Genomic DNA, 21,294 nt, shown 5'->3' on the forward strand with positions numbered 1-21,294 from the left:
GCCGTGACCGAGCTGATCGTCACCAATTTCAACCGCAATTTCACTGGCGTGTCGGCCACGGCGGCGGGCGTCCTGCGGGCGCAAGTGCCGCGCTATGATCTGGCGCTGGCGGGCCAGCCCCTGCCCGGCTGCCCTGCTCCGGTTTCGGTCGCGGAGGCGCGGCGCCTGACCCGGCGTCCGCCCGAGGGTCGCGATTTCGCGATCTGGCATGTGCGCCGCAACACCGAGATGCGCGCCGCCCTCTGGGCGCGCGATGTGCTGCGCCTGCCCATCCGCATCATCTTTACCTCCGCCGCGCAGCGGCGTCATTCAGCCCTGCCCCGCTGGCTGATCTCGCGCATGGACGCGGTCATCGCCACCACGCAAAAGGCCGCCGAGTTCGTACCTCATGTGCGCGCCGTTGTGCCCCACGGCGTCGACTGCGGCAGCTACAGGCCAGCCGAGGATCGCGCCGCCGCGTGGCACGCCACAGGCTATCCCGGCACGCGCGGGATCGCCACAATCGGCCGTATCCGCCCCGAAAAAGGCACCGACCGCTTTGTCGAGGCGATGCTGCGTTTGCTCCCCGATCACCCGGACGTCACCGCGCTGGTGCTGGGTCGCGCCGGGCGCAAGGATCTGCCTTTTCTGGAAGGGCTCAAGGCACAGGTTGTCGAAGCGGACCTGCAGCGCCGTATCCTCTTTCCCGGTGAAATCGCGCCCCAGACGCTGCCCGCGTTGCTCCGAGGCCTCTCCGCGGTCGTGCAACTGCCGATATATGAGGGCTACGGCATGGCCCCACTCGAAGGCATGGCAAGCGGCGTGCCATTTATTGCGACCGAGGCGGGGTATTACCGCGATTTCAGCGCCGGGCAATCGGCTGGCTGGATCGTCAAGGATGCCGAAGATGCCGCAATGGCGCTCAGCGCCCTCTTGCGCGACCCAAAGCGCCACGCCGCCATGGCCGAGGCCGCACGCGACACGGCGATGACCCGTTTCAGCATCGAGAGCGAGGCCGATGGCATCGGCGCGGTTTATGACGCGATGTGGCGCGGGGAGGCCTAGACCGGCATCCGCCGCTCGACGATCTCGGCCCACCAACTGCATCCAGCAGGGATGATCTCGTCATTGAAATCATAGTCCGAGTTGTGCACCGCGGCAGTATCGCCATTGCCGACAAGGATGTAGGCGCCCGGTCGCTCCTCCAGCATATAAGCGAAATCCTCGCCTCCCATGACCAGAGGCGCCTCGGCGCAGTCGCCCGCGATACCGCGCGCCACATCGGCGGCGAAATCGGTCTGATCGGGGTGATTGACCATCACCGGGTAGTTGCGCTGATAATGCAGGGCGATCTCGGCCCCCATCGCGGCGCCCAGGTGGCCGCAGACGCCGCGCAGTCGCGCTTCCGCCAGATCGCGCATGTCGTTGTTGAGCGTGCGCACCGTTCCCTTGAGATGGACCGAGCCGGGAATAACGTTGAGCGCCTTGGTCGAGGATTCGATCGATGTGACGGAGACGACCAGTTGCTCGGTCGGGTCGGCATTTCGGCTGGAGATGGTCTGCAGCATCGTGACCAGCTGCGCCGACGTCACGATGGGATCGATCCCCTCATGCGGCTTCGCCGCGTGGCCGCCCCTGCCGGTCACAGTGATCTCGAACTCGTCCGTCGAGGCGAAGAAGCCGCCGGGCCGAATCGCAAAGGTGCCCGCAGGCACGCCCGGCCAGTTGTGCATGCCGTAAACCTCCTGGATGCCGAAACGCTCCATCAGCCCGTCTTCGCACATGACAGCGGCGCCGCCGCCGCCCTCTTCGGCAGGCTGAAAGATGACGATGGCCGTGCCGTCGAAGTTACGGGTCTCGGCCAGGTATTGCGCCGCGCCAAGCAGCATGGCGGTGTGCCCGTCATGGCCGCAGGCATGCATCGCGCCCGGCACCGTGCTGGAATAGGCGGCACCCGTTGTCTCATGGATGGGCAGCGCATCCATGTCGGCGCGCAACCCCACGACTTTGCCCGATGCGCTGGCACGGCCCTTGATGACCCCGACGACGCCGGTGCGCCCCAGCCCCGTCACTACCTCGTCGCAGCCAAATTCCCGCAGCTTTTGCTCGACCAGCGCGCTGGTGCGGTGTGTGTCGAACATCAGTTCGGGATTGGCATGGATGTCGCGGCGCCATGCGGTGATGTCGGCATGGGTTTCGGCAAAACGGTTCTTGATGGGCATGGGGTGTCTCCTTGGGCGCCGGGCGCGTTTGGCGCGCTGCGGCGCAGGATGAACCTCGGGGGCATCGCCGTAAAGAGGCTATTGCGCCGGCGCCGGATTACCCAGCTCCGAGGCCGCGACCAGCGCGCGGGTATGCGGATGCGCAGGCGCGCTCAACAGCCGCGCGGCAGGCCCCTCCTCGACGACGCGCCCCTCCTCCATGACGGCGATTCGGTGGGCGATAGCGCGCGCGGCCTTCAGATCATGGGTGACAAAGAGGATGGCGAGGCCGCGCCGCGCCTGCTCGGCCCGAAGCAGCGTCAGGATGGCCGCCGCCTGCACGCTGTCGAGCGCCGACAGCCCCTCGTCCACCACCAGGATATCGGGATCGAGCGCAAGGGCGCGCGCAATCGCGACCCTCTGGCGCTGCCCGCCCGAGACCTCGTGCGGCAGACGCTCCATCAGCTCGGGCGCAAGGCCGACCTGCGTGAAGGCACGCGCGATTGAAGCGTTATCTGCCATGCGCCCATAGTTGCGCAACGGGTCGGCCACCTGCCGCCCCAGCCGGCGCCGCGGATCGAGCGATGTGACCGGGTCCTGAAAGACCATCTGGATACGCGTTCGTATCTGGCGCAGCGCCGCGCCGCGCAACCGCGCGATATTCGTACCGTCGATGCACACTGTCCCGTGCTCGGCAGGCTCCAGCCCCAGCGCCGCCCGCGCGAGGGTGGATTTTCCGCTGCCCGACGCTCCGACCAATGCCAGCGCCTCGCCGCGGGCGAGTTGGATGGTGACGTCGCGGACGGCCGGGCGCTCTGATCCATAGCTTACGGTCAGCCCTGCGATCTCAAGCAGCGGCGCTCCTTCGGGCCAGGTGGCGGGGGGCGGCAGCGGCTTGGCCGCGTCGATCAGCGCGCGGGTGGCGCCGTGCTGCGGCGTGCGAAGGATCTGCTCCACTGGCCCATCCTCGACGATCTGCCCCGCCTCCATCACAAGGACGCGTCCGCCGATGCGGCGCACGGCGTCCATGTCATGGGTGACCGTCAGAAGGGCCATCCCCGTCTCGCGGCGCAGGCCGTCCAGCAGATCCAGGATGCCGGCCCGGAGCGGTGCATCCAGAGCGGTGGTCGGCTCGTCTGCAATCAAAAGGCGCGGACCCGAGGCCAGCGCAGCCGCAATCGTCACGCGCTGTCGCATGCCACCCGACAGCTGATGGGGATATGCATTGTAGACAGATTCGGGATCCGGCAGGCCCACCCGCGCCAGAAGCGCAGTGGCGCGCAGACGCGCCTCGGCGGCGCCAAGGCGCAGGTGAATTCGCATCGGTTCGGCCACCTGCGCGCCGACCCGAATCACGGGGTCGAGCGCCGTTGCCGGATCCTGAAAGATCATCGCGATCTCGCGCCCGCGCATTGCGCGCAGCCGCCGCTGCGGCAAGGCCAGAAGATCGCAGACCGCGCCATCAGCGCCTTTCCACAGCGCGCGGCCCGCAACCTCAGCCTGCGGCAGTAACCCGACAAGCGCCCCGGCCAGCGCGGATTTGCCGGCGCCCGACGCGCCGATGATGCTCAGCGCTTCGCCCGGTGCGATGCTGAGCGCCGCATGGCGGACCGCCTTCACGGGTGCGCTGGCACGGCGGCTTGCATAACGCACTGTCAGATCGCGGATATCCAGCAATGGCAGGATCGTGTCCCCTCCCGGTAGAAATGGTCCGGGGCGTTGGGCGGACCGAAAATGACGCTGCATAAGGGCATGATGCATGCTTTATGTATATTTTTGTAAATTCCCGCTGCGCCTTGTGTCATCTCACTGCATATTTCAGTTAATGAGAAGCTGAAAGCCCTCGGTCGGCCTTTGCCGGCATTCCCATCTGCAAGGACATTCTGATGATTGCCAGACTTGCCGCATCGCTGACCCTCTCTGCGCTGGTTCCGGTCCTTGCAGCGCCCTCCGCAGGCCATGCAGAAGATGCCGAACGGGGCCGCGACGGCACGGTGCGCGTGATCTACTGGCAGGCTCCGTCCAGCCTCAATCCCTATCTCTCCGGCGGGGTCAAGGAAATCGACGCAGCCTCGCCCGTGCTCGAGCCCTTGGCGCGGCTCTCGCCCGAAGGTGATTTGATCCCATGGCTCGCCCGGGAAATTCCGACTCTCGACAATGGCGGCGTCGCGCCTGACATGCACAGCATCACATGGCGACTCAAACCGGGGCTCGTATGGTCCGACGGCACGCCTGTCACCTCGGGCGACATCGCGTTCACCTATCGCTATTGCACGGCTCCCGGTGCGGGTTGCGCGCAGCTGGCCAAGCTGCGCGATATCGAGCGGATCGAGACACCTGATCCGCTGACCGCCGTGGTGCATTTCTCGGTCCCCAAACCCTATCCCTATGCGGCGTTTGTCGGGCCCCAGACGCCTCTGATCCAAGAGGCACAGTTCAAGGACTGTCTCGGCCACGATGCCGCCAGTTGCACCGAGGAAAATTTTGCCCCCATCGGCACCGGCCCCTTCACCGTCGCCGAATTCCGGCCCGGCGACACCGCGCTCTATACAGCCAATGACGCCTATCGCACGCCCGGCCAGCCCGCCTTTGCCGAGCTGTTGCTGAAAGGCGGGGGCGATGCCACGTCTTCCGGCCGCGCGGTTCTGGAGACGGGCGAATTCGACTACGCGTGGAATTTGCAACTGGCGCCTGAGGTGCTCTCGGCCATGTCCATGCGCGGCAAGGGCAAGATCATCACCGCCTTCTCCACCCTGGTCGAACGCCTGGCGTTCAACCTGCGCGAACCTGGCGAAAGCGCGAGTGACCATATTCCGCATCCCGCGCTGAAGGATCTGGCGGTGCGCCGCGCGCTGACGCTCGCGCTGGATCGCGACATCATGGCGCAGATCGGATACGGCCCCACCGGGCGCGTCGCGTGCAATATCCTGCCGGGACCGCCAATCTATGCCTCGGACGCCAATGATCCGTGCGGAGATCAGGATATCGAGGCGGCCCGCGCCCTTCTGACCGACGCAGGCTGGATCGACAGCGATGGCGACGGCGTCCGCGAACGCGGCGACAAGAAGCTGGAGCTGGTCCTGCAGACTTCGACCAATGCCGTGCGCCAGGATTTTCAAACCTTGGCCAAGGAATGGTGGCGCCAGATCGGCGCGCGCACCGAGCTGCGCGCGGTCGACGGCTCGGTCTTCTTTGGCAGCGATCCGGGCAATCCCGACTCGTTGGTCAAGTTCAATGCCGATATCCAGATGTATGCGGGCGCATCGGACGGACCTGACCCCGAGGCCTATCTGGCCGGCTGGTCCTGTGATGACACGCCCTCGGCCGAGAATGGCTGGCGGGGCCGGAATATCGGGCATTGGTGCGATCCGGCCTACGACGCCTTGCTGGAGCGCCTGTCCGGCACGACGGGTACGCTGGACAGGGCCGCGCTGGCACGCAAATTGAACGATATGCTGGTGCAGCAGCACGTCGTCGTGCCCTTGATCGACCGGGGGCGCACCTCTGCCCATGCCACATCGCTTGGCGGTGTGCGCCTCAATGCCTGGGATAGCGAGTTGTGGAACATCGCCGAGTGGCATCGCCTGCCAGCCGAATGATCGGGCTCCGCGCATTGCCAGCGGGGCCGCACGCATCCTAGAGTGGCCCTGCGGCCCGTCCCTCGCCCGCGGCCCCCGACCCAAGGCACCCACCCCATGCGATCTCCCCTTCTGTCCCGTCTGATCATGGCCATCCCGACGCTTCTGGTCATCTGGGCGGTGATCTTTGCCCTGCTCGAACTTGCCCCCGGAGATCCGATGGCCCAGCTGCCCTCGACCATCCCCGAGGAGGTGCGCGCCCAAATGCGCGAGGCGCTTGGCCTTGGGCAGCCCGCCCCGTTGAGGTTCGGCAAATGGCTGGTCCAGATGCTGCTGATCGAGCCGGGCATCGCGCTGGATGCCGCGCTTGGGACTGACCTGACCGCAGGCGCGGCGCGCATCCTTAGCTGGCAGACGCGGGGGCCGGTCATGGCGCTGATCGCACAGCGCCTGCCCCAGACGGTGATCGTCGTAGGGACAGCCTATCTGATCGGTATCGGTGTAGCCATCGCCCTCGGCGTGGCCTCGGCGCGGTGGCGAGGTGGGATTCTGGACCGGATAGGCACCGCGCTGGCGACGCTTGGCTATGCGCTGCCACCGTTCTTTACTGCGGCAGTGCTGATCTATGTCTTTGCCATCCAGCTCGGCTGGGCGCCCTCGGTCTATGATACGACGCTTGCGGTCAGCGGCTGGGACAGTCTGCGCACACAGCTGGGCCAGATGGCATTGCCGATCGCCGTGCTCAGTCTGCAGACGACGGCGCAGATCACCCGCTACATGCGCGCGTCAATGCTCGATACACTGGGTCTCGACCACATCCGCAGCGCCCGCGCGCTTGGTCTGCCCGAGAGGCGGGTCATCTGGCATCACGGGCTGCGCAATTCGCTGATCCCGGTGGTTCCGATCATCGCCCTCGGTGCACCACAGATCTTTGCCGGGGCCATCATCACCGAGACGATCTTCGGCGTGAACGGCATCGGCCAACTGCTGATCACCTCGCTGCAATCCACCGATCTGCCCACCGTGCAGACAATTACGGCCCTCATCGCGCTGATGATCGTGTTGGCTAATCTGGCCTCGGATATTGCGCTGACACGGCTTGACCCCCGGCTGCGCACGTCGGGCCTCCGCAATGCATAGGCAGCGCGGTCTGATCGCAGGCGCGGCGCTGCTCGGCCTCATCGTGTGCTTCGTGTTGCTGGGCCCGGTTGCCTGGACCCTGTCGCCCGGCGCGATGGACATGACCGCGCGCAATGCGGGCGGCAGCCTTGCGCATCCGCTCGGCACCGATCAGTTGGGACGCGACGCCCTGGCGCGGCTGATGGCTGGCGGGCGCCTTTCGCTGGCCGTCGGGCTGGCCGCGACGATTCTCGCCATCACCATCGGCGCGGCCATCGGCATCGCGTCGGGCCTCTCACGGCGGCTCGATGGCCCGCTCATGCGCCTGACGGATCTCTTTCTGGCGCTGCCGCTGCTTCCGCTTCTGCTGATCGCGGCAACGCTCTTTCGCGGCCCGCTGGCGGAGCGTTTCGGCCTCGAGGCGGGACTCTTCGTGCTCATCACCGTCGCCATCGGCGCCACCAGCTGGATGGCGCCCGCGCGCATCCTGCGCGGCAAAGTGCAGAGCCTCAGCCAGCGCGACTATATCCGCGCCGCGCGCAGCACCGGCACAAAGCTGCCGCAGATGATCTGGCGCCATATCCTGCCTGCCATTGCCGGCCCGCTTGGCGTTACTGCGGCGCTTGGCGTCGCGTCCGCCATCCTCATGGAAAGCGCGCTTAGCTTCCTCGGTCTCGGCTTTCCGCCCGACATCGCCAGCTGGGGGCGCCTGCTGCATGATGGCACGCCTCATCTGGGCGCCCACCCGGGCCGCGCGCTCTGGCCCGGCATGCTGATTACGCTGACGGCGCTGGGTGCCACGCTTCTAGGGGACGCGCTGCGCGATCTGGCGGACCCGCATCATCGCACGCGCATGGCCCCCTGAGCGGCCCCCTGAGACGACCGTCTGGTTTTTTCTTGGTAGAAATACCCAAACCCAATGCCAAAAACGTGCGCCATACACCGCCATGGCTCGACACGTCTGCCATGAAGGCTAAGGTGCGCAAAGCACTTAGCAGGAGGTTTTCATGAATTACGGCAACGATCGCCCCGACACGCTCAGGCACAACCCGCTCAAGGCGATCATCACGCCGCGGCCCATCGGGTGGATCGGCACCCTCGACCCCGGCGGCCTGCCCAACCTCGCGCCCTATTCGTTCTTCAACGCCATCGGCTCGGACCCGGATATGGTGATGTTCTCCAGCGAAGGGGCCAAGCATTCGGCCATCTACGCGCGAGATCAGGGTGAATTCACTTTTTCGCTGGCCACCGAGGCGCTGACGCATGAGATGAACAAAAGCTCCGCAGCCGAGCCGGCGGGCGTCAACGAGTTCGATACGGCAAGGCTCGAACAAGGCCAGCCCGCCGTCATCCGCACGCCCTTCGTCGCCGCCAGTCCTGCGGCGCTGGAATGCGTGACACTGGACGTGCAGCAATTGCGCGATCGCCACGGCACGCTGCTGGATCGCTACTTGGTGCTGGGCGAGGTCGTCCAGACGCATATCCGTGACGAATACATCAAGAACGGGCGCTTCGACACGGTCGGCGCGCGGCCCATCGCGCGCATGGGCTATCGCGATTACACCACCGTCACGGACTCGTGGGAGCTGGGCCGCCCGGACGACTGACCTGACGACGGATCCCGGCCCGCGGCATCCGCCAGACGCGCCGCCAGAGCCAGATCGGCGCGGAAATCAGCGGTGGCGTGGGCGCGCGCCGCCTCTTCCGGCAGGCGCAGCAGGTAGGACGGATGAAGCGTCAACAGAACGTCATGCCCGGTCAGCGCCCTTTCGATCCTGCCGCGCCGCGCGGTGATCCCCGCGCCAGAGCCGGTCAGCGCCAGCGCAGCCGTGGCGCCCATAGCCAGAATCAGCGCGGGTTTCATGCGCGCGATCTCGGCCTCCAGCCACCATTTGCACTGCTCGACCTCGCCCGCATCTGGGCGCTGGTGGATACGTCGCCGCTCGCGCGGGATATGCTTGAAATGCTTGACGGCATTGGTCAGATAAGCGGTGCTGCGGTCAAGGCCAGCCTCCCTGGCGATCTGCCCGAACAACTGACCCGCTGGCCCGACGAAGGGCCGCCCGGCCAGATCTTCGCGGTCGCCCGGCTGCTCGCCCACGATCATCAGGCGCGCATCCTCGGGCCCTTCGCCGCAGACCGCTTGCGTCGCGCGGCAATGCAGCGGGCAGCGCGTGCAGGCGCGGATTTCGGCCTCGAGGCCGACGCCGGTATCGACCCAGGCCGAGCGGTGCGCGGCCAACTGCGCCTGCGCACGGGCCGCTCGCATTGGCGGCAAGGTGGGCGCGGCCTCGGCCATGGCACGTGCGCGGGCGGGCGCGCCCGCTATCATGCTTGGAATGGCCACCGCCTCGGGCAGGTTTTTCCAGTATTTGCGCGGCATCTCCGACGTCATCGCGCTGATCTTGAGCCGCGCGGGATTGAAGATGTTTCGGAAATATGTCAGCCACAGCTCTTCGCTGGCATCCTCGGGCAGGTTGGGTGCGGCCTGCCCCGGCTCCAACCGCACGTCGGCGCCATCGTAGATCGCCGTGACATCCGGCGTCACGATGCGCCAATTCATATCGGCAAAGCGATCACGGAAAAAAGCCGTGTTCATTTCCAGTGTGTAATGCGTCGGCTCGAACCATGCGGCAAAGCTGCGCCTGTTCGCGCCCGGCATGTCGATCTCGCGAAATCGCACGAAGGCGCGCATCTTGTGGCGGCAGCGATGCACCGCCTTTTCCATCGCGCGCAGCTTGACCAGATCAGGGTCAGCGCGGTCCGACATCAGATGCGGCGCCGTGCGCAGCCGCCCGAGAAAGGCGTAAAGCCGCGCAAACCGTTGCGGATCACTGTGAAAGCAAACACTATTCGCCAAGTCGATAAAACTACGCGGCACATTGATGGTGTCGCCGCCCGACGGCGCATCTTCCCTACTGCCAAAGAGGTCCGGCGCATCGTTCTGCCCCTCGGCATTCCACAGCACGCCGTGAGGTGGCACGCCCTCGGCCAGAAGGCTGCGGGCCGCGTCGCGCCATGCAGCGGCAGCCCCGATCAGCGGCACCGTCACCTGCCGCATCAGAAAAGGCTCATCTGTTCCCGCGGGGGCGCGAACCGTGCACGTAGATTGGCGCTGTCGGTTATCGCGCCGGGCGTCCAGCCGCCCGCCGTCACGAACGCACCCGCCTTTTTCATAGACGCGCCCATCCGCGCGATATCCTCGTAGCGGATATGGCGGTGACGCCGCGTTGTGAGGATCCGGTTCACGGTCTTGACGCCAAAGCCCGGCACACGCAGCAGCAAATCGCGGCTGGCGCGATTCACGTCCAGTGGGAAAAGACCGCGATGCTGCAGCGCCCAAGCCAGCTTCGGGTCGATATCAAGGTCGAGATTGCCATCCGGCGTGACCGATGTGATCTCATCCACGCCAAAGCCGTAGAAGCGCAGAAGCCAATCCGCCTGATAGAGCCGATGCTCGCGCTGCAAGGGCGGGCTGATGAGCGGCAGCTTGGCCGAGCTGTCGGGGATAGGCGAAAAGGCCGAGTAATAGACCCTGCGCAGCCCGTAGCCCGAATAGAGACGCGTCGATTGCCCCAGAATGGTCGCGTCGGTCGAGCCATCCGCACCGACGATCACTTGCGTCGATTGCCCGGCCGGCGCGAATTTCGGTGGCCGCTTGCCCGTATGGCTGCGATCCTTGGCCACCTCGCGGCGCTGGCGCACATCGGCCATGGCGCGGCGGATCTGGCTGGGGTTCTTTTCCGGCGCATACGTCTGCACGGCGGCATCCGTAGGTAGCTCGACATTGATCGACAGGCGGTCCGACAAAAGACCAGCCTCGGTGATAATTTCGGGCGCGGCGTCGGGAATGGTCTTGAGGTGGATGTAGCCCTTGAAATGCTCCTCATGGCGCAGCTTGCGCGCGATCTGCACCATGTCCGACATGGTTGCATCGGGCGAGCGGATGACACCTGAGGACAGGAACAAACCTTCTATATAATTGCGGCGGTAGAACTCGATGGTCAGCTTGACCACCTCATCGACCGAAAACCGCGCGCGCGGCACGTTCGAGGACACCCGATTGATGCAATAGCTGCAATCGTAGATGCAGAAATTTGTCATCAGGATCTTGAGAAGGCTGATGCAGCGGCCATCGGGGGCGTAGCTGTGACAGATCCCGGCGCCGGTGTTCGAGCCCAGGCCCCCGCCCCGCGCATTCCGCTTGGTGCCGCCGGACGACGCGCAGGAGGCATCGTATTTGGCGGCGTCAGAGAGAATCGCAAGTTTTTGGTCGAGGGTTTGGCGGGTCATATGTTCTTTATATGTTCTCACCACCTCCCTCGCAAGAGGTTGGCCATCAGCCGGGCGTAAATCGCGCGCAAAGAAAAAAGGCGGGTCTTTCGACCCGCCCCCTGTCTTTCGCCCTTATCGCGCAGCCTTACGCCGCGCGCGCCGCCGCGATCGACTCTTCCAGGATATCCATCGCCTCGGCGAAGATCTCGTCCTGAATGGTGATCGGTGCGAGGAAGCGGATCACGTTGCCATAGACGCCGCAGGTCAGCAGAATCAGGCCGCGCTTGAGCGCTTCCATGCGGATGCGGTTGGTCATGTCGGGGTTGGGCGCGCTGCCATCGGGCAGGTTGAACTCGGCCGCCACCATGAAGCCGGGGCCGCGCACATCCACCATCTCGGGCGTGGTCGAGCGGATCGATTCGAGCCGCTGCTTGAGGCGCGAGCCAAGCTCGTTCGCGCGGTTGCAGAGGTCTTCCTCCTCAATCACATCGAGAACGGCGTTCGACGCCGCGATACCCAGCGGGTTGCCGCCATAGGTGCCACCCAGACCGCCCGGATGCGCGGCATCCATGATCTCGGCGCGGCCCGTCAGCGCCGCCAGCGGCAGACCGCCAGCGAGTCCCTTGGCCATCGTTGTGATGTCCGCCGCGACGCCGTAGCCTTCCATCGCAAAGAGATGACCGGTGCGCGCGAAGCCTGTCTGAACCTCGTCCGCGATCATCACGATGCCATGCTCATCGCAGAGCTTGCGCAGGCCGCGCATCAGTTCGGCAGGCGCCGGATAGAAACCACCCTCGCCCTGCACAGGCTCGATGATGATGGCTGCAACGCGGCCCGGATCCAGATCGGACTTGAAGAGCTGCGTCATCGACGCCATCGCGTCCTCGGTCGAGATGCCGTGCAGGTCGATCGGGAACGGGATGTGATAGACATCCGGCATCATCGCGCCAAAGCCCTTCTTGTAGGGCGCGACCTTGCCCGTCAGGGACATACCCATGAACGTCCGGCCGTGAAACGCTCCGCCAAAGGCGATGACCGCCGACCGGCCCGTGTGGATACGCGCGACCTTGATCGCGTTTTCCACTGCCTCGGCGCCGGTGGTGACAAAGACGGTCTTCTTTTCGAAATCGCCCGGGACCTTCTCGTTCAGGCGCTCGGCGAGGCGGATGTAATTCTCATAAGGCAGAACCTGGTGGCAGGTATGGGTGAACTTCGTCACCTGATCTGACACGGCCTGCATCACCTTGGGGTGGCAATGGCCTGTATTGACCACGGCGATCCCTGCGGCAAAGTCGATATAGCGGTTGCCCTCGACATCCCACACTTCGGAGTTCTTGGCGTGGTCGGCATAGACCTGGGTCATCATGCCCACGCCTTGGGAAATGGCGCCCGTGCGGCGTTCAGCGATCTCGGCGTTCAACATGACGCATCCTTTCGAGAAATTGTACCATATCCGGCGCGGATTCGCCCCGCCGGTTTCTGACGCCTGCTGTACGCCGTTTTGTCAGCGCTCAAAAGTCTGTTTCTTGCGCAAGCCAAGCCATTGATTTAATTGTAGCTGGGTTAAAACTGTTCAGGAACGCAAACATGGCCGAGAGTAAGGGTGATCTGGAATTGGGGCCGCGACTCAAGGCGGTACGGGCGCAGGCGGGCCTGTCGCAACGGGCGCTGGCCAAAAAGACGGGTGTACCCAATTCGACCATCTCTCTGATCGAAGCGGGCAAGATGAACCCCTCGGTTTCGGCCCTCAAGCGCATCCTTGAAGGGGTCCCGATCGCCTTGTCCGAGTTCTTTGCCTTTCAGCCTGAGGCCGAGCGCAAGGTCTTCTACGCTGCCGAAGAGCTGACCCAGATCGGCAAGAACGGCGTCTCGCTGCGCCAGGTCGGCACGACGCTTTATGGCCGCGCGATGATGATCCTTGCCGAAACCTATGAGATTGGCGCCGATACCGGCCGCACAATGATCGGCCACGAGGCCGAGGAAGGCGGTATCGTGGTCAAGGGCCGCGTCGAGGTCACGGTGGGCGACCAGCGCAAGGTACTGGGACCCGGCGACGCCTATTATTTCGACAGCCGCAATCCCCACCGCTTTCGGCAGGTCGGCCCCGAGCCCTGCCAGATCATCAGCGCCTGCACGCCGCCGACGTTTTAAACGAACAAGGGCAGACCCGCAGGTCTGCCCGTTCTCCTATCCCTGCGAAAATATCAGAACGGATCGTCGATCCGCATCGTCACCGTCATCGTGCCACGCACGGGCGTGCCGAATTGCAGGCGCACCCAATTGTTGTCAGGCCCCTGCTTGGCCTCATAATAAGGCGCAACATGCACGATTGCTCCGGAAGCGTTGCGCAATGGCCCTGCGGGGATGGCAGATGTGACGGTCTGTGCGAAGGCGCCGAACGGCAAGCTTTGGCCGACGTCTATGGTCCAGGTCTGCTCGGGCGAGGATTGCTCGTACTCGATCATCAAGGGGCTGGAAACCGGGTGGTAGATATTGCCGAACGTGTTGTCTGCGAATGCAATATTCTTGATCCGGTTGTAGTCCAGATTGGCAAAGGTCGTATCAATCCGCTCGATCCTGTCGATGGGGTCGTCGATGATCCGGAACGAGTTGCCACTGACGTTGACGCCGTTCAGGAAATGCCCCGACCCGTGCGGCTTGACCACGATAAAGGTGAACCAGGGCGCTACATTCCCGGCCAGGAACACATTGTCCACGATATTGAGCGCGCTGAAGGAAAACTCGCTGGAAAACTCCGGCGCCGCGTCATGCTCGTTGCTCCACTCGATAAAGCAATTATCGACATAGTTCGAATTGACCGTGCTGCGGCTGTTGGTGCGCGTCAGGATCAGGCCCGCCGAGCGCGTGCCGTCATTGGACGCGTCCCCCTGAAACCAGTGATTGCCCGAGACGATATTGCTGGAGCCGGCCAGCAGCGCGAAATGGCGGAAACGCGTGACGCGGTTGTCCCGCAGCTTGACGTCATTGGCGTTGGCATTCAGCGCGATAGAGGTGCGGTCGGCCACCAGTTCGGCATCCTCGTTTGACAGAAATTGGCATCTGTCCACGATCATGCCCTGATCGCCCACCGACAGGCTGGAAATCCCGCGATCCTTGGGCCGGGTAAAGAAACAATCGCGGAAATGAAACCCGGTGCCCGCCTGCGGCAGCATCACACAGCTGCAATCACCGCCGGCCTGAAATTCAATATTCGACAGGCTGAACTTGCTCAGCTTCTCGAAGCCGCTGAAATCCAGCATGTATTTGAACCGGCGAAAGGTGAAATTTTGCGTGCCTGCCGCATCATATAGCTGCTGGCTCAGCCGCACCTCCTGCGCCGGAATATCGATACCCGCGACATAGACCTCGCGCCCGACGCCACTGCCCTCGACAACCGCGCCCAGCGGAATATTGGACACGCCAACCACATTGGTCAGGCGCAGGGGGTCATTGGCCGAATAGGTCGCGCGCGAGGTGACCACCTCGGTCTCCCAAGCCTCGCGCTCCAGCGCCGAGAATTGGCCGTTCTTGATCAGGCGGCGCTGCGAATAGGAAGTCTTGTCGGGCACTGCGGCGGCCATGTCGATCGGGCCTGTCAGCGAAATGATGCGTCCCTGCATATCAAGCGAATCGTGACCCGAATTGTTCAAAAGTGCCTGAAATGCCTTGCGGAATCCTTCCTGCTCATCGCCGAAGGCGTCGATATACGCGGGCAGGTTGAAATTGCGCGTCAGGGACAGGATATGCTCGCGCGCCATGACGACCGTGCCGTCAAATCGGACCGACGATTGCATCGTCACGCTGTCACCCAGCCGGTAGGTCCCGTCCGGCACCAGAACGTCACGGCCCGATGCGGCCGCATCGGCCGCCTCAAAGGCCGCGGCGTCGTCATGCACGCCGTTGCCGATGGCGCCGAAATCGCGCACATCAACCGTGTCGATCAGATCGCGCAGGAAAACACGGGTGATATCCTCGATCACCAGATCATCGATGCGCACGATACCGCCATTGCCGCCGGTCAGGTCCAGCCCGAAATGGCCATAGGCGGCGCTTGGCCCCCATACCATATCGACGCCGGGCCGCTGACCTGTGCCGACGATCGCGCTGACTTCAACCACCTCACCATATTGCGTCAGCGTGATTTCGGGGCCAGTCTCATCCACGCCGCTGATCCCACCGCCGGTCGCCAGGCTGGCGCGGCCCGCGATACGCACCGTTGGCAGGTTGCCCGACACTGCCTTGATCCGGGCCGTGACACGCAGATAGCAGCCCGGCAGGATCGGCGTCTGCCCCATATAGCGCAGCCGCTGCACCGTTTGTGCTTTCTGCAGCTCAAGAGCCCCGCCGAAATCCTGATCGGCGGGCAGAAAAGCCGCATTCGGCGCGTTCAGATAGGTGTCGGAGCCTGGCGTGCCATCACCGCTCGACCAGACGCCCAGCCCATCCGCAAAGTTCGGCGGCATGAAGAGGATGCCGTCGGTTACTGCCTTGTTCATCTTGCTTTCCCTTTCGCACCCGGCCCGGCCAGCGGACGGCGGATGTCACTATTGACGCCAGACCGGGGCGCGCCCGGTTGGCTGAGGGATTTAATGATGCAAGGTTAACGCATGCTGGCAGCACCGTGACGATGGGAACGCCTCAGGCTGTTCCGGCAGTCGCGCGGCGGATGGTCACGCCGTTGATTTTCCACCCATCTTCGCCCTGCTGCATCTGGTATTCAAGAATATGCAGCGCACCGTCCAGATCACGGATCATCACGTCCTGATAGAGCTGCCCGGCCCGCTCTTCCAATGCCAGAAACCGCAGATCATCCGGGCGCCAAACCATCGGATAGCCGCCCTTGACCATCGCGCCAAAATTCTGCGCGGTGCCGAACATGCCCTGGATGGTCGGGCTGGCATAAGTAAAGGCCGTGGCGAAATCATCCGCTTCGAAGGCTTCGATCTGCGCCTCGATCACGGCGCGGATCGGCTCTTCTTGCGCGCTGGACGCTTGGGGCAGGCCAAGCGCAGCCGCAGCGCATAGTGCCAGTATGAAATGTCTCATAGTATCTCTCCCTACCGGAGAAGATACGCCGCCCCTTCACTCGGGCAAATGACAAAGCCGTCAGCTGCGCCCGGCCAGCCCCTGAAGCTGCGCCCAGAGGGCATCCGGGACGTCGACGCTGTTAGTCTCATTGCGCCCCTGCCCCGGCATCCGCGCGCCTTCATTGGCGGCTACGCCCTCGGCAAGGCGGGCAAGGCGGGCGGCGAAATGCTCGGACATCCCAGGGTCGATGAGCAGATAGAACTGGCCCAAATCATGCGGCGGCCCCTCGGGCGCTTTCAGCGGCGCCACATCGAGGCTGGCAAGGCCTCCGGTCATGCCTGCCCCCAGCACTTCGGCCATGAGGCCGAAGCCCCAGCCCTTGTAGCCCGCCGCGCTGCCTCCAAGGCTGACCAGTGAGCCGGCCAGCGCTGCCTCGGGATCGGTCGTCGGACGACCCTCCTTGTCGACGGCCCAGCCTTCGGGGATCGCCTCACCCGCGGCCTTGGCCATCGTGATCTTGCCCAGCGCAACCGTTGTCGTTGACTGATCGAACTGCATGGCGATGCCGTCTTGCCCGTCCGGCACAGAGAATGCGATGGGGTTAGTACCGATCACCCGCGTGCTACCGCCGGGCGGCGCGACGATGGGCGTCGCGTTGGTCAGGCCCAGCCCGATCAGACCCGCACGCGCAATCTGCCCGGTGAAATAGCCCAGAGAGGTGCAGGTATGCGCATGGCAGACCGCAAGTGACGCCGTGCCATTCTCGCGCGTGGCTGCGATCGCTTCGGGCAGCGCTTTCTGAAACGCCGCCTGCGCAAATCCGAACCGCGCATCCACCCGAACCGAGGCCGGCCGCGGACGCGTCACTTCGGGCACGGCCGTGCCCATGACCCGGCCACTGCTCAGTTGTTGGCAATAGCTTTCCAGATAATAAAGTCCGCAAATCCGGTTGCCCGTCGCCTCCGCCTCTCGGATGGCATCCGCCACGCTGGCGGCAATCCACTCCTCGGCGCCATGACGCATCAGCGCGGCCTTGGACAGGAATTCGATTTCACGTGTCTCGATCACGGGCATGACAGGCTCCTTGGGCTATGCCGCCTTTTGCGCCGCGCCGGCCACCGCGTCAATCACCCCGGCACGATTCCCCCGTGATCCAGCTTGACCACCCGGTCCATGCGCCCTGCCAACTCGAGGTTGTGGGTCGCAATCAGCGCCGACAGGCCCGTCTCGCGCACGAGCCCCATCAGCGTGGCAAAAACCTGGTCCGAGGTGGCCGGATCGAGGTTACCCGTGGGCTCATCGGCCAGAAGAAGGCGCGGCTTGTTCGCCAGCGCGCGGCAAAACGCGACGCGCTGCTGTTCGCCCCCCGACATGGCCGAAGGACGATGCCCCGCTCGCGGCCCGACGCCGACATGATCCAGTAGTTCCTGCGCGCGCGCATCCGCCTCGCGGCGCCGCACACCCTCGGCCAATTGCGGCAGCGCGACATTCTCCAGCGCGGTGAACTCGGGCAGCAAGTGATGAAACTGGTAGATAAATCCCACGTCCCGCCGCCGCGCAACCGTGCGCCGACGATCGCCAAGACCGGTCATAACCTCGCCGCCGATCGACACCTCGCCCGCATCCGCCGTGTCCAAAAGCCCCGCAATATGCAGGAGCGTGGATTTGCCGGCCCCCGAAGGCGCAACCAGCGCCACGATCTCGCCCCGCGCGATCTCCAGATCGACGCCGCGCAGGACAGCAATCTCGGCCTCCTTGCCGCGGTTATAGATCTTCTCGATACCCCTCAGTCGCAGTACGGGATCACTCATAGCGCAGCGCCTCCACCGGGTTCATGCGCGCGGCGCGGCGCGCGGGGAAAATCGTCACGATGAAGGACAGCGTAAGCGACAGGGCGACGGCCGACATCACATCGCCAAATTGCAGCTTGGCGGGCAGGTAGTAGATGCCGCGCACCGAAGGATCCCATATCTCGCCCCCCATCGCCCAATTCACAAAGGCAAAGAGCGGGTCGATATAGATGGCGAAAAGGCACCCTAGGATCACGCCCATCGCCGTGCCGATGATGCCGGTAAACGCACCGCAAATGAAGAAGACACGCAACACCGAGCCCTCGGTCAGGCCCATCGTGCGCAGGATCCCGATATCGCGTCCCTTGTTTTTTACCAGCATGATGAGGCCCGACGTGATGTTCATTGCCGCAATCAGCACGAGAATGGACAGGATGATGAACATCACGTTGTCCTCCACCTCCAGCGCGCGCAGAAAGCCGCCCGACTGGTCCTTCCACGTCCAGAGAAGCGCGCCTTCGCCTGCCGCCTGCATCAGGGGTACGGCCATGTCGCTCACATGTTCGGGGTCGGTGACCATCACCTCCAGCTCATCCGCCGCGCCCTCGCGGTTGAAAAACGACTGCGCCTCGGAAAAGGGCATGTAAACGCGCGTTCGGTCGATATCCCAGCGCCCGGCGCTGAAGATATAGGCCACGTCATACGCATTGACGCGCGGGGTGGTGCCAAAGGCCGTCTTGACCCCGCCGGGCGAGATGATCTTGACTCGGTCGCCCACGCCCACACCCAGCTCGCGCGCCACGCCCGAGCCGATGGCGATACCGGTCCCGAACTGCGCGATATCACCCTGCCCGGTCTTGGGGTCCGCGATGCGAGGAATGCCTTTGAGATCCTCCAGTGTGATCCCGAACACCTCGACCCCGGCGTTGCGGTCGCGCGCGTTGGCCATCACCTGCCCCTTGATCAGGGGGGCGACGCGCGTCACGCCTGGGACGGCGCGCACACGCTCGGCCATGGCGGGATAATCCTCGATCAGCCGGTCGATCCGGCCCGATGCGGCGTCGACCTCGCCCGCGTCATAGACGGTGACATGCGCGTTCGACCCAAGGATCGTATCGACGAATTCCGCGCGAAATCCGGCTCTTACGGCCAGTGTCGCGATCAGGGCCAGCACAGCCAGCGTGATCCCGATAAGGCTGATCCAAGTCATTACGCTGACGCCGCCTTCGGCCCGCTTGGCGCGCAGGTAACGCCAGGCGATCATCCATTCATACGGCGCGAAGGGGGGCGATTTGCCTGCCACGTCAGGAACCTTTCCTCAAAATTCGGCGCAACTTGCGCCGGGTGGCCGCCCGCCGTCAAGCGACGCGGGCACGTCTCCGGCGGAACGGCGCACGCAAAAGCGCCAGAACGCCTCCGACCGTGGCCAGCCCGCCCAGAAATCCAGCCCCGGCAAAGATGCCGCCCGCCGCGGTCAGCGGCACGGCGGGCTGAAACGCCTGCCACGCGGCCCCGGCGATTTCGGGATCGGCGAACTTGCCGATCCGGTGGGCGCGAGTAAACGGCCCGGCCTTGCGCAGCGCCGCCAAGTCCTCCGCGAGACGCTGATGGCGTTGGATCACGCCCTCCATCGTCTCGGCCCGCTGCCCCCCCATCACGCCGCCCTGCGCCAGATCGGACAGCGCGGTCTCGCGACTCAGCCCGACCTCGGCGGCATCGGCATCGAACTCGGCCACGAACCGGCCCAGTTCATCCACCGCGCCCCCCAGACGCTGCACATATTGCTGCGAGAACTCGGGAAACTGCGATAGCCCCGCCGCCCCGGCAAGACCGCCCACCAATGTGAGGGCGCGCAGCATTCAGAACGGCATCGCCACGCGGTGGGGCGCATAGATCTCGGCAAGGCGCTTGATCGCATCTTCGGGCGGCATTTCCTCGCTCTCGCCGGTGCGGCGGCTGGTCAGCTCGACCACACCGTTCTTCAGACCGCGCGGCCCGACGGTAATCCGCCACGGCAGGCCGATCAGGTCCATCGTGGCGAACTTGCCGCCCGCCCGCTCGTCCCGGTCGTCGTAGAGAGGGTCGAGGCCCAGCGCGACCAGCCCGTCATACAGCGCCTCGCAGGCCGCATCCGCCTCGGCATCGCCCTGCTTGAGGTTGACGATCCCCGCATGGAAGGGCGTCACACCCTCGGGCCAGATGATGCCCTTGTCGTCATGGCTGGCCTCGATGATCGCGCCCACAAGACGGCTGACACCGATCCCGTGGCTACCCATATGGACTGGCACGGATTTGCCATCGGGGCCTTGGACAGTTGCGCCCATGGCGTCCGAATACTTGGTGCCGAAGTAGAAGATCTGCCCCACCTCGATGCCGCGCGCCGTGCGGCGGCGCTCTTCGGGGATATCATTGAACAGCGCCTCGTCATGCGTCTCGTCAGTGCGGGCATAGCGCGACGTGAACTCGTCCAGGACCGCGCGGCAGGCCTCGTGCGATTGGTAGTCGAGATCGCGGTCGCCGAATTTCAGATCGGTGATTTCGCTGTCGTAGAACACCTCGCTTTCACCGGTTTCGGCCAGTACCAGGAACTCATGCGTGTCGTCGCCGCCGATCGGGCCGCTATCGGCACGCATCGGGATGGCTTGCAGGCCCATACGCTCGTAGGTGCGCAAGTAGCTGACCAGATGGCGGTTATAAGCGTGCAGCGCATCCTCCTTCGTCAAATCGAAGTTGTAGCCGTCCTTCATATAGAACTCGCGGCCCCGCATCACGCCAAAGCGCGGTCGCATCTCGTCGCGGAATTTCCACTGGATCTGGTACATCGTCAGCGGCAGATCCTTGTAGCTGCTGACATTTGCGCGAAAAATATCTGTGATCAACTCTTCCGCTGTGGGCGTGAACAGCATATCACGGTCCTGCCGGTCCTTGATGCGCAGCATCTCAGCGCCATAGGCGTCATAGCGCCCGCTTTCGCGCCAGAGATCGGCCGGCTGGATCACCGGCATCAGCATCGGCATATGGCCTGCGCGAATTTGCTCGTCGTGGACGATATTCTCCAGCTTTCGCAACACCTTGAAGCCCATCGGCAGCCACGAATAGATCCCGGCCCCCGCCTGCTTGATCATGCCCGCGCGCAGCATGAGGCGGTGGGACACAATCTGCGCCTCGGCGGGCGTCTCTTTCAGAACGGGCAGAAAATAACGGGACAGGCGCATGACGATCCTCTCGGAGGGACAGGGACATTTGCCCCCCGTTTATGGCCTGACGCGCCCCCCGGCAAGCCAAGCGTGGTGCACAAGGCACCGTTTCGGCGCAAACACGCAC

Annotated in this window: 18 protein-coding genes; 6 read left to right on the forward strand and 12 right to left on the reverse strand. The window is 64.5% G+C overall.

The window, feature by feature from the left end:
* The first annotated feature begins 3 nt into the window (after nt 1-3).
* Entirely contained in the window at nt 4-1,044 is a 1,041-nt protein-coding gene (locus tag ACEWPM_RS06430) for a glycosyltransferase family 4 protein (protein ID WP_393961604.1), read from the forward strand.
* Here ACEWPM_RS06430 and ACEWPM_RS06435 read toward each other — a convergent pair.
* Nucleotides 1,041-2,201 carry a M20 aminoacylase family protein gene (locus ACEWPM_RS06435; protein ID WP_393961606.1) on the reverse strand — a complete coding sequence of 387 codons (1,161 nt, stop codon included), beginning with the start codon at nt 2,199-2,201 and terminating at the stop codon, nt 1,041-1,043. The two genes, ACEWPM_RS06430 and ACEWPM_RS06435, sit on opposite strands and share 4 nt — an antisense overlap.
* Nucleotides 2,202-2,279: 78 nt before the next feature.
* Nucleotides 2,280-3,857: a nickel ABC transporter ATP-binding protein NikE gene (nikE, locus tag ACEWPM_RS06440; RefSeq protein WP_393961607.1), complete on the reverse strand. Its 1,578-nt coding sequence runs from the start codon at nt 3,855-3,857 to the stop codon at nt 2,280-2,282.
* A 209-nt stretch (nt 3,858-4,066) separates the two neighbouring features.
* On the opposite strand from nikE, the gene ACEWPM_RS06445 reads away from it, so the two are divergent.
* The 4 genes from ACEWPM_RS06445 (at nt 4,067) to ACEWPM_RS06460 (ending at nt 8,484) form a co-directional block, all read left to right on the forward strand.
* A complete protein-coding gene (locus ACEWPM_RS06445) occupies nt 4,067-5,779 on the forward strand; it encodes a peptide ABC transporter substrate-binding protein (protein ID WP_393961608.1) in 1,713 nt (570 codons plus the stop codon).
* Nucleotides 5,780-5,875: 96 nt separating this feature from the next.
* A complete protein-coding gene (locus ACEWPM_RS06450; protein WP_393961609.1) occupies nt 5,876-6,898 on the forward strand; it encodes an ABC transporter permease in 1,023 nt (340 codons plus the stop codon).
* Nucleotides 6,891-7,742 carry an ABC transporter permease gene (locus ACEWPM_RS06455; RefSeq protein ID WP_393961610.1) on the forward strand — a complete coding sequence of 284 codons (852 nt, stop codon included), beginning with the start codon at nt 6,891-6,893 and terminating at the stop codon, nt 7,740-7,742. The genes ACEWPM_RS06450 and ACEWPM_RS06455 overlap by 8 nt, the downstream gene beginning before the upstream one ends.
* A gap of 142 nt (nt 7,743-7,884) precedes the next feature.
* A complete protein-coding gene (locus ACEWPM_RS06460) occupies nt 7,885-8,484 on the forward strand; it encodes a flavin reductase family protein (protein ID WP_393961611.1) in 600 nt (199 codons plus the stop codon).
* Here ACEWPM_RS06460 and ACEWPM_RS06465 read toward each other — a convergent pair.
* The 3 genes from ACEWPM_RS06465 to ACEWPM_RS06475 all read right to left on the reverse strand — a co-directional run bounded on the left by ACEWPM_RS06465 (nt 8,436) and on the right by ACEWPM_RS06475 (nt 12,575).
* A complete protein-coding gene (locus tag ACEWPM_RS06465) occupies nt 8,436-9,938 on the reverse strand; it encodes a UdgX family uracil-DNA binding protein (RefSeq protein WP_393961612.1) in 1,503 nt (500 codons plus the stop codon). The two genes, ACEWPM_RS06460 and ACEWPM_RS06465, sit on opposite strands and share 49 nt — an antisense overlap.
* The gene (locus tag ACEWPM_RS06470; RefSeq protein WP_393961613.1) at nt 9,938-11,170 is read right to left on the reverse strand and encodes a putative DNA modification/repair radical SAM protein; all 1,233 of its coding nucleotides are present in this window, start codon (nt 11,168-11,170) and stop codon (nt 9,938-9,940) included. Before ACEWPM_RS06470 ends, ACEWPM_RS06465 begins: the two co-directional genes overlap by 1 nt.
* Nucleotides 11,171-11,297: 127 nt before the next feature.
* Complete coding sequence (locus ACEWPM_RS06475) at nt 11,298-12,575, reverse strand: 4-aminobutyrate--2-oxoglutarate transaminase (RefSeq protein WP_393961614.1); 1,278 nt, start codon at nt 12,573-12,575, stop codon at nt 11,298-11,300.
* A 164-nt stretch (nt 12,576-12,739) separates the two neighbouring features.
* Here ACEWPM_RS06475 and ACEWPM_RS06480 point away from each other — a divergent pair, with 164 nt between their 5' ends.
* The gene (locus ACEWPM_RS06480; protein WP_393961615.1) at nt 12,740-13,303 is read left to right on the forward strand and encodes a cupin domain-containing protein; all 564 of its coding nucleotides are present in this window, start codon (nt 12,740-12,742) and stop codon (nt 13,301-13,303) included.
* Nucleotides 13,304-13,356: 53 nt separating this feature from the next.
* Here ACEWPM_RS06480 and ACEWPM_RS06485 read toward each other — a convergent pair whose 3' ends face one another.
* From ACEWPM_RS06485 to proS, 7 genes are all read right to left on the reverse strand, one after another.
* Nucleotides 13,357-15,648 (reverse strand): right-handed parallel beta-helix repeat-containing protein, encoded by a 2,292-nt coding sequence (locus ACEWPM_RS06485; RefSeq protein ID WP_393961616.1) that lies wholly within the window; start codon nt 15,646-15,648, stop codon nt 13,357-13,359.
* A gap of 142 nt (nt 15,649-15,790) precedes the next feature.
* A complete protein-coding gene (locus ACEWPM_RS06490; RefSeq protein ID WP_393961617.1) occupies nt 15,791-16,198 on the reverse strand; it encodes a DUF4864 domain-containing protein in 408 nt (135 codons plus the stop codon).
* Between the two features lie 60 nt (nt 16,199-16,258).
* A complete protein-coding gene (locus ACEWPM_RS06495; RefSeq protein WP_393961618.1) occupies nt 16,259-17,254 on the reverse strand; it encodes an Ldh family oxidoreductase in 996 nt (331 codons plus the stop codon).
* Between the two features lie 53 nt (nt 17,255-17,307).
* Nucleotides 17,308-17,991, reverse strand: a complete 684-nt coding sequence (locus ACEWPM_RS06500) for an ABC transporter ATP-binding protein (protein WP_393961619.1) — start codon at nt 17,989-17,991, stop codon at nt 17,308-17,310.
* Nucleotides 17,984-19,273: a lipoprotein-releasing ABC transporter permease subunit gene (locus ACEWPM_RS06505; protein WP_393961620.1), complete on the reverse strand. Its 1,290-nt coding sequence runs from the start codon at nt 19,271-19,273 to the stop codon at nt 17,984-17,986. Before ACEWPM_RS06505 ends, ACEWPM_RS06500 begins: the two co-directional genes overlap by 8 nt.
* 55 nt (nt 19,274-19,328) lie before the next feature.
* Entirely contained in the window at nt 19,329-19,829 is a 501-nt protein-coding gene (locus ACEWPM_RS06510; RefSeq protein ID WP_393961621.1) for a DUF2937 family protein, read from the reverse strand.
* Complete coding sequence (gene proS / locus ACEWPM_RS06515; protein WP_393961622.1) at nt 19,830-21,185, reverse strand: proline--tRNA ligase; 1,356 nt, start codon at nt 21,183-21,185, stop codon at nt 19,830-19,832.
* Nucleotides 21,186-21,294 lie beyond the last annotated feature (109 nt).

Source organism: Roseovarius maritimus (genome assembly GCF_043355895.2).
Taxonomy (GTDB): Bacteria; Pseudomonadota; Alphaproteobacteria; order Rhodobacterales; family Rhodobacteraceae; genus Roseovarius; species Roseovarius maritimus.

Coding starts and splice junctions, on each gene's coding strand:
- ACEWPM_RS06435 (WP_393961606.1), bottom strand. CDS start 2,201: ATGCCCATCAAGAACCGTTTTGCCGAAACCCATGCCGACATCACCGCA.
- ACEWPM_RS06445 (WP_393961608.1), top strand. CDS start 4,067: ATGATTGCCAGACTTGCCGCATCGCTGACCCTCTCTGCGCTGGTTCCG.
- ACEWPM_RS06450 (WP_393961609.1), top strand. CDS start 5,876: ATGCGATCTCCCCTTCTGTCCCGTCTGATCATGGCCATCCCGACGCTT.
- ACEWPM_RS06455 (WP_393961610.1), top strand. CDS start 6,891: ATGCATAGGCAGCGCGGTCTGATCGCAGGCGCGGCGCTGCTCGGCCTC.
- ACEWPM_RS06460 (WP_393961611.1), top strand. CDS start 7,885: ATGAATTACGGCAACGATCGCCCCGACACGCTCAGGCACAACCCGCTC.
- ACEWPM_RS06465 (WP_393961612.1), bottom strand. CDS start 9,938: ATGCGGCAGGTGACGGTGCCGCTGATCGGGGCTGCCGCTGCATGGCGC.
- ACEWPM_RS06470 (WP_393961613.1), bottom strand. CDS start 11,170: ATGACCCGCCAAACCCTCGACCAAAAACTTGCGATTCTCTCTGACGCC.
- ACEWPM_RS06475 (WP_393961614.1), bottom strand. CDS start 12,575: ATGTTGAACGCCGAGATCGCTGAACGCCGCACGGGCGCCATTTCCCAA.
- ACEWPM_RS06480 (WP_393961615.1), top strand. CDS start 12,740: ATGGCCGAGAGTAAGGGTGATCTGGAATTGGGGCCGCGACTCAAGGCG.
- ACEWPM_RS06485 (WP_393961616.1), bottom strand. CDS start 15,648: ATGAACAAGGCAGTAACCGACGGCATCCTCTTCATGCCGCCGAACTTT.
- ACEWPM_RS06490 (WP_393961617.1), bottom strand. CDS start 16,198: ATGAGACATTTCATACTGGCACTATGCGCTGCGGCTGCGCTTGGCCTG.
- ACEWPM_RS06495 (WP_393961618.1), bottom strand. CDS start 17,254: ATGCCCGTGATCGAGACACGTGAAATCGAATTCCTGTCCAAGGCCGCG.
- ACEWPM_RS06500 (WP_393961619.1), bottom strand. CDS start 17,991: ATGAGTGATCCCGTACTGCGACTGAGGGGTATCGAGAAGATCTATAAC.
- ACEWPM_RS06510 (WP_393961621.1), bottom strand. CDS start 19,829: ATGCTGCGCGCCCTCACATTGGTGGGCGGTCTTGCCGGGGCGGCGGGG.
- proS (WP_393961622.1), bottom strand. CDS start 21,185: ATGCGCCTGTCCCGTTATTTTCTGCCCGTTCTGAAAGAGACGCCCGCC.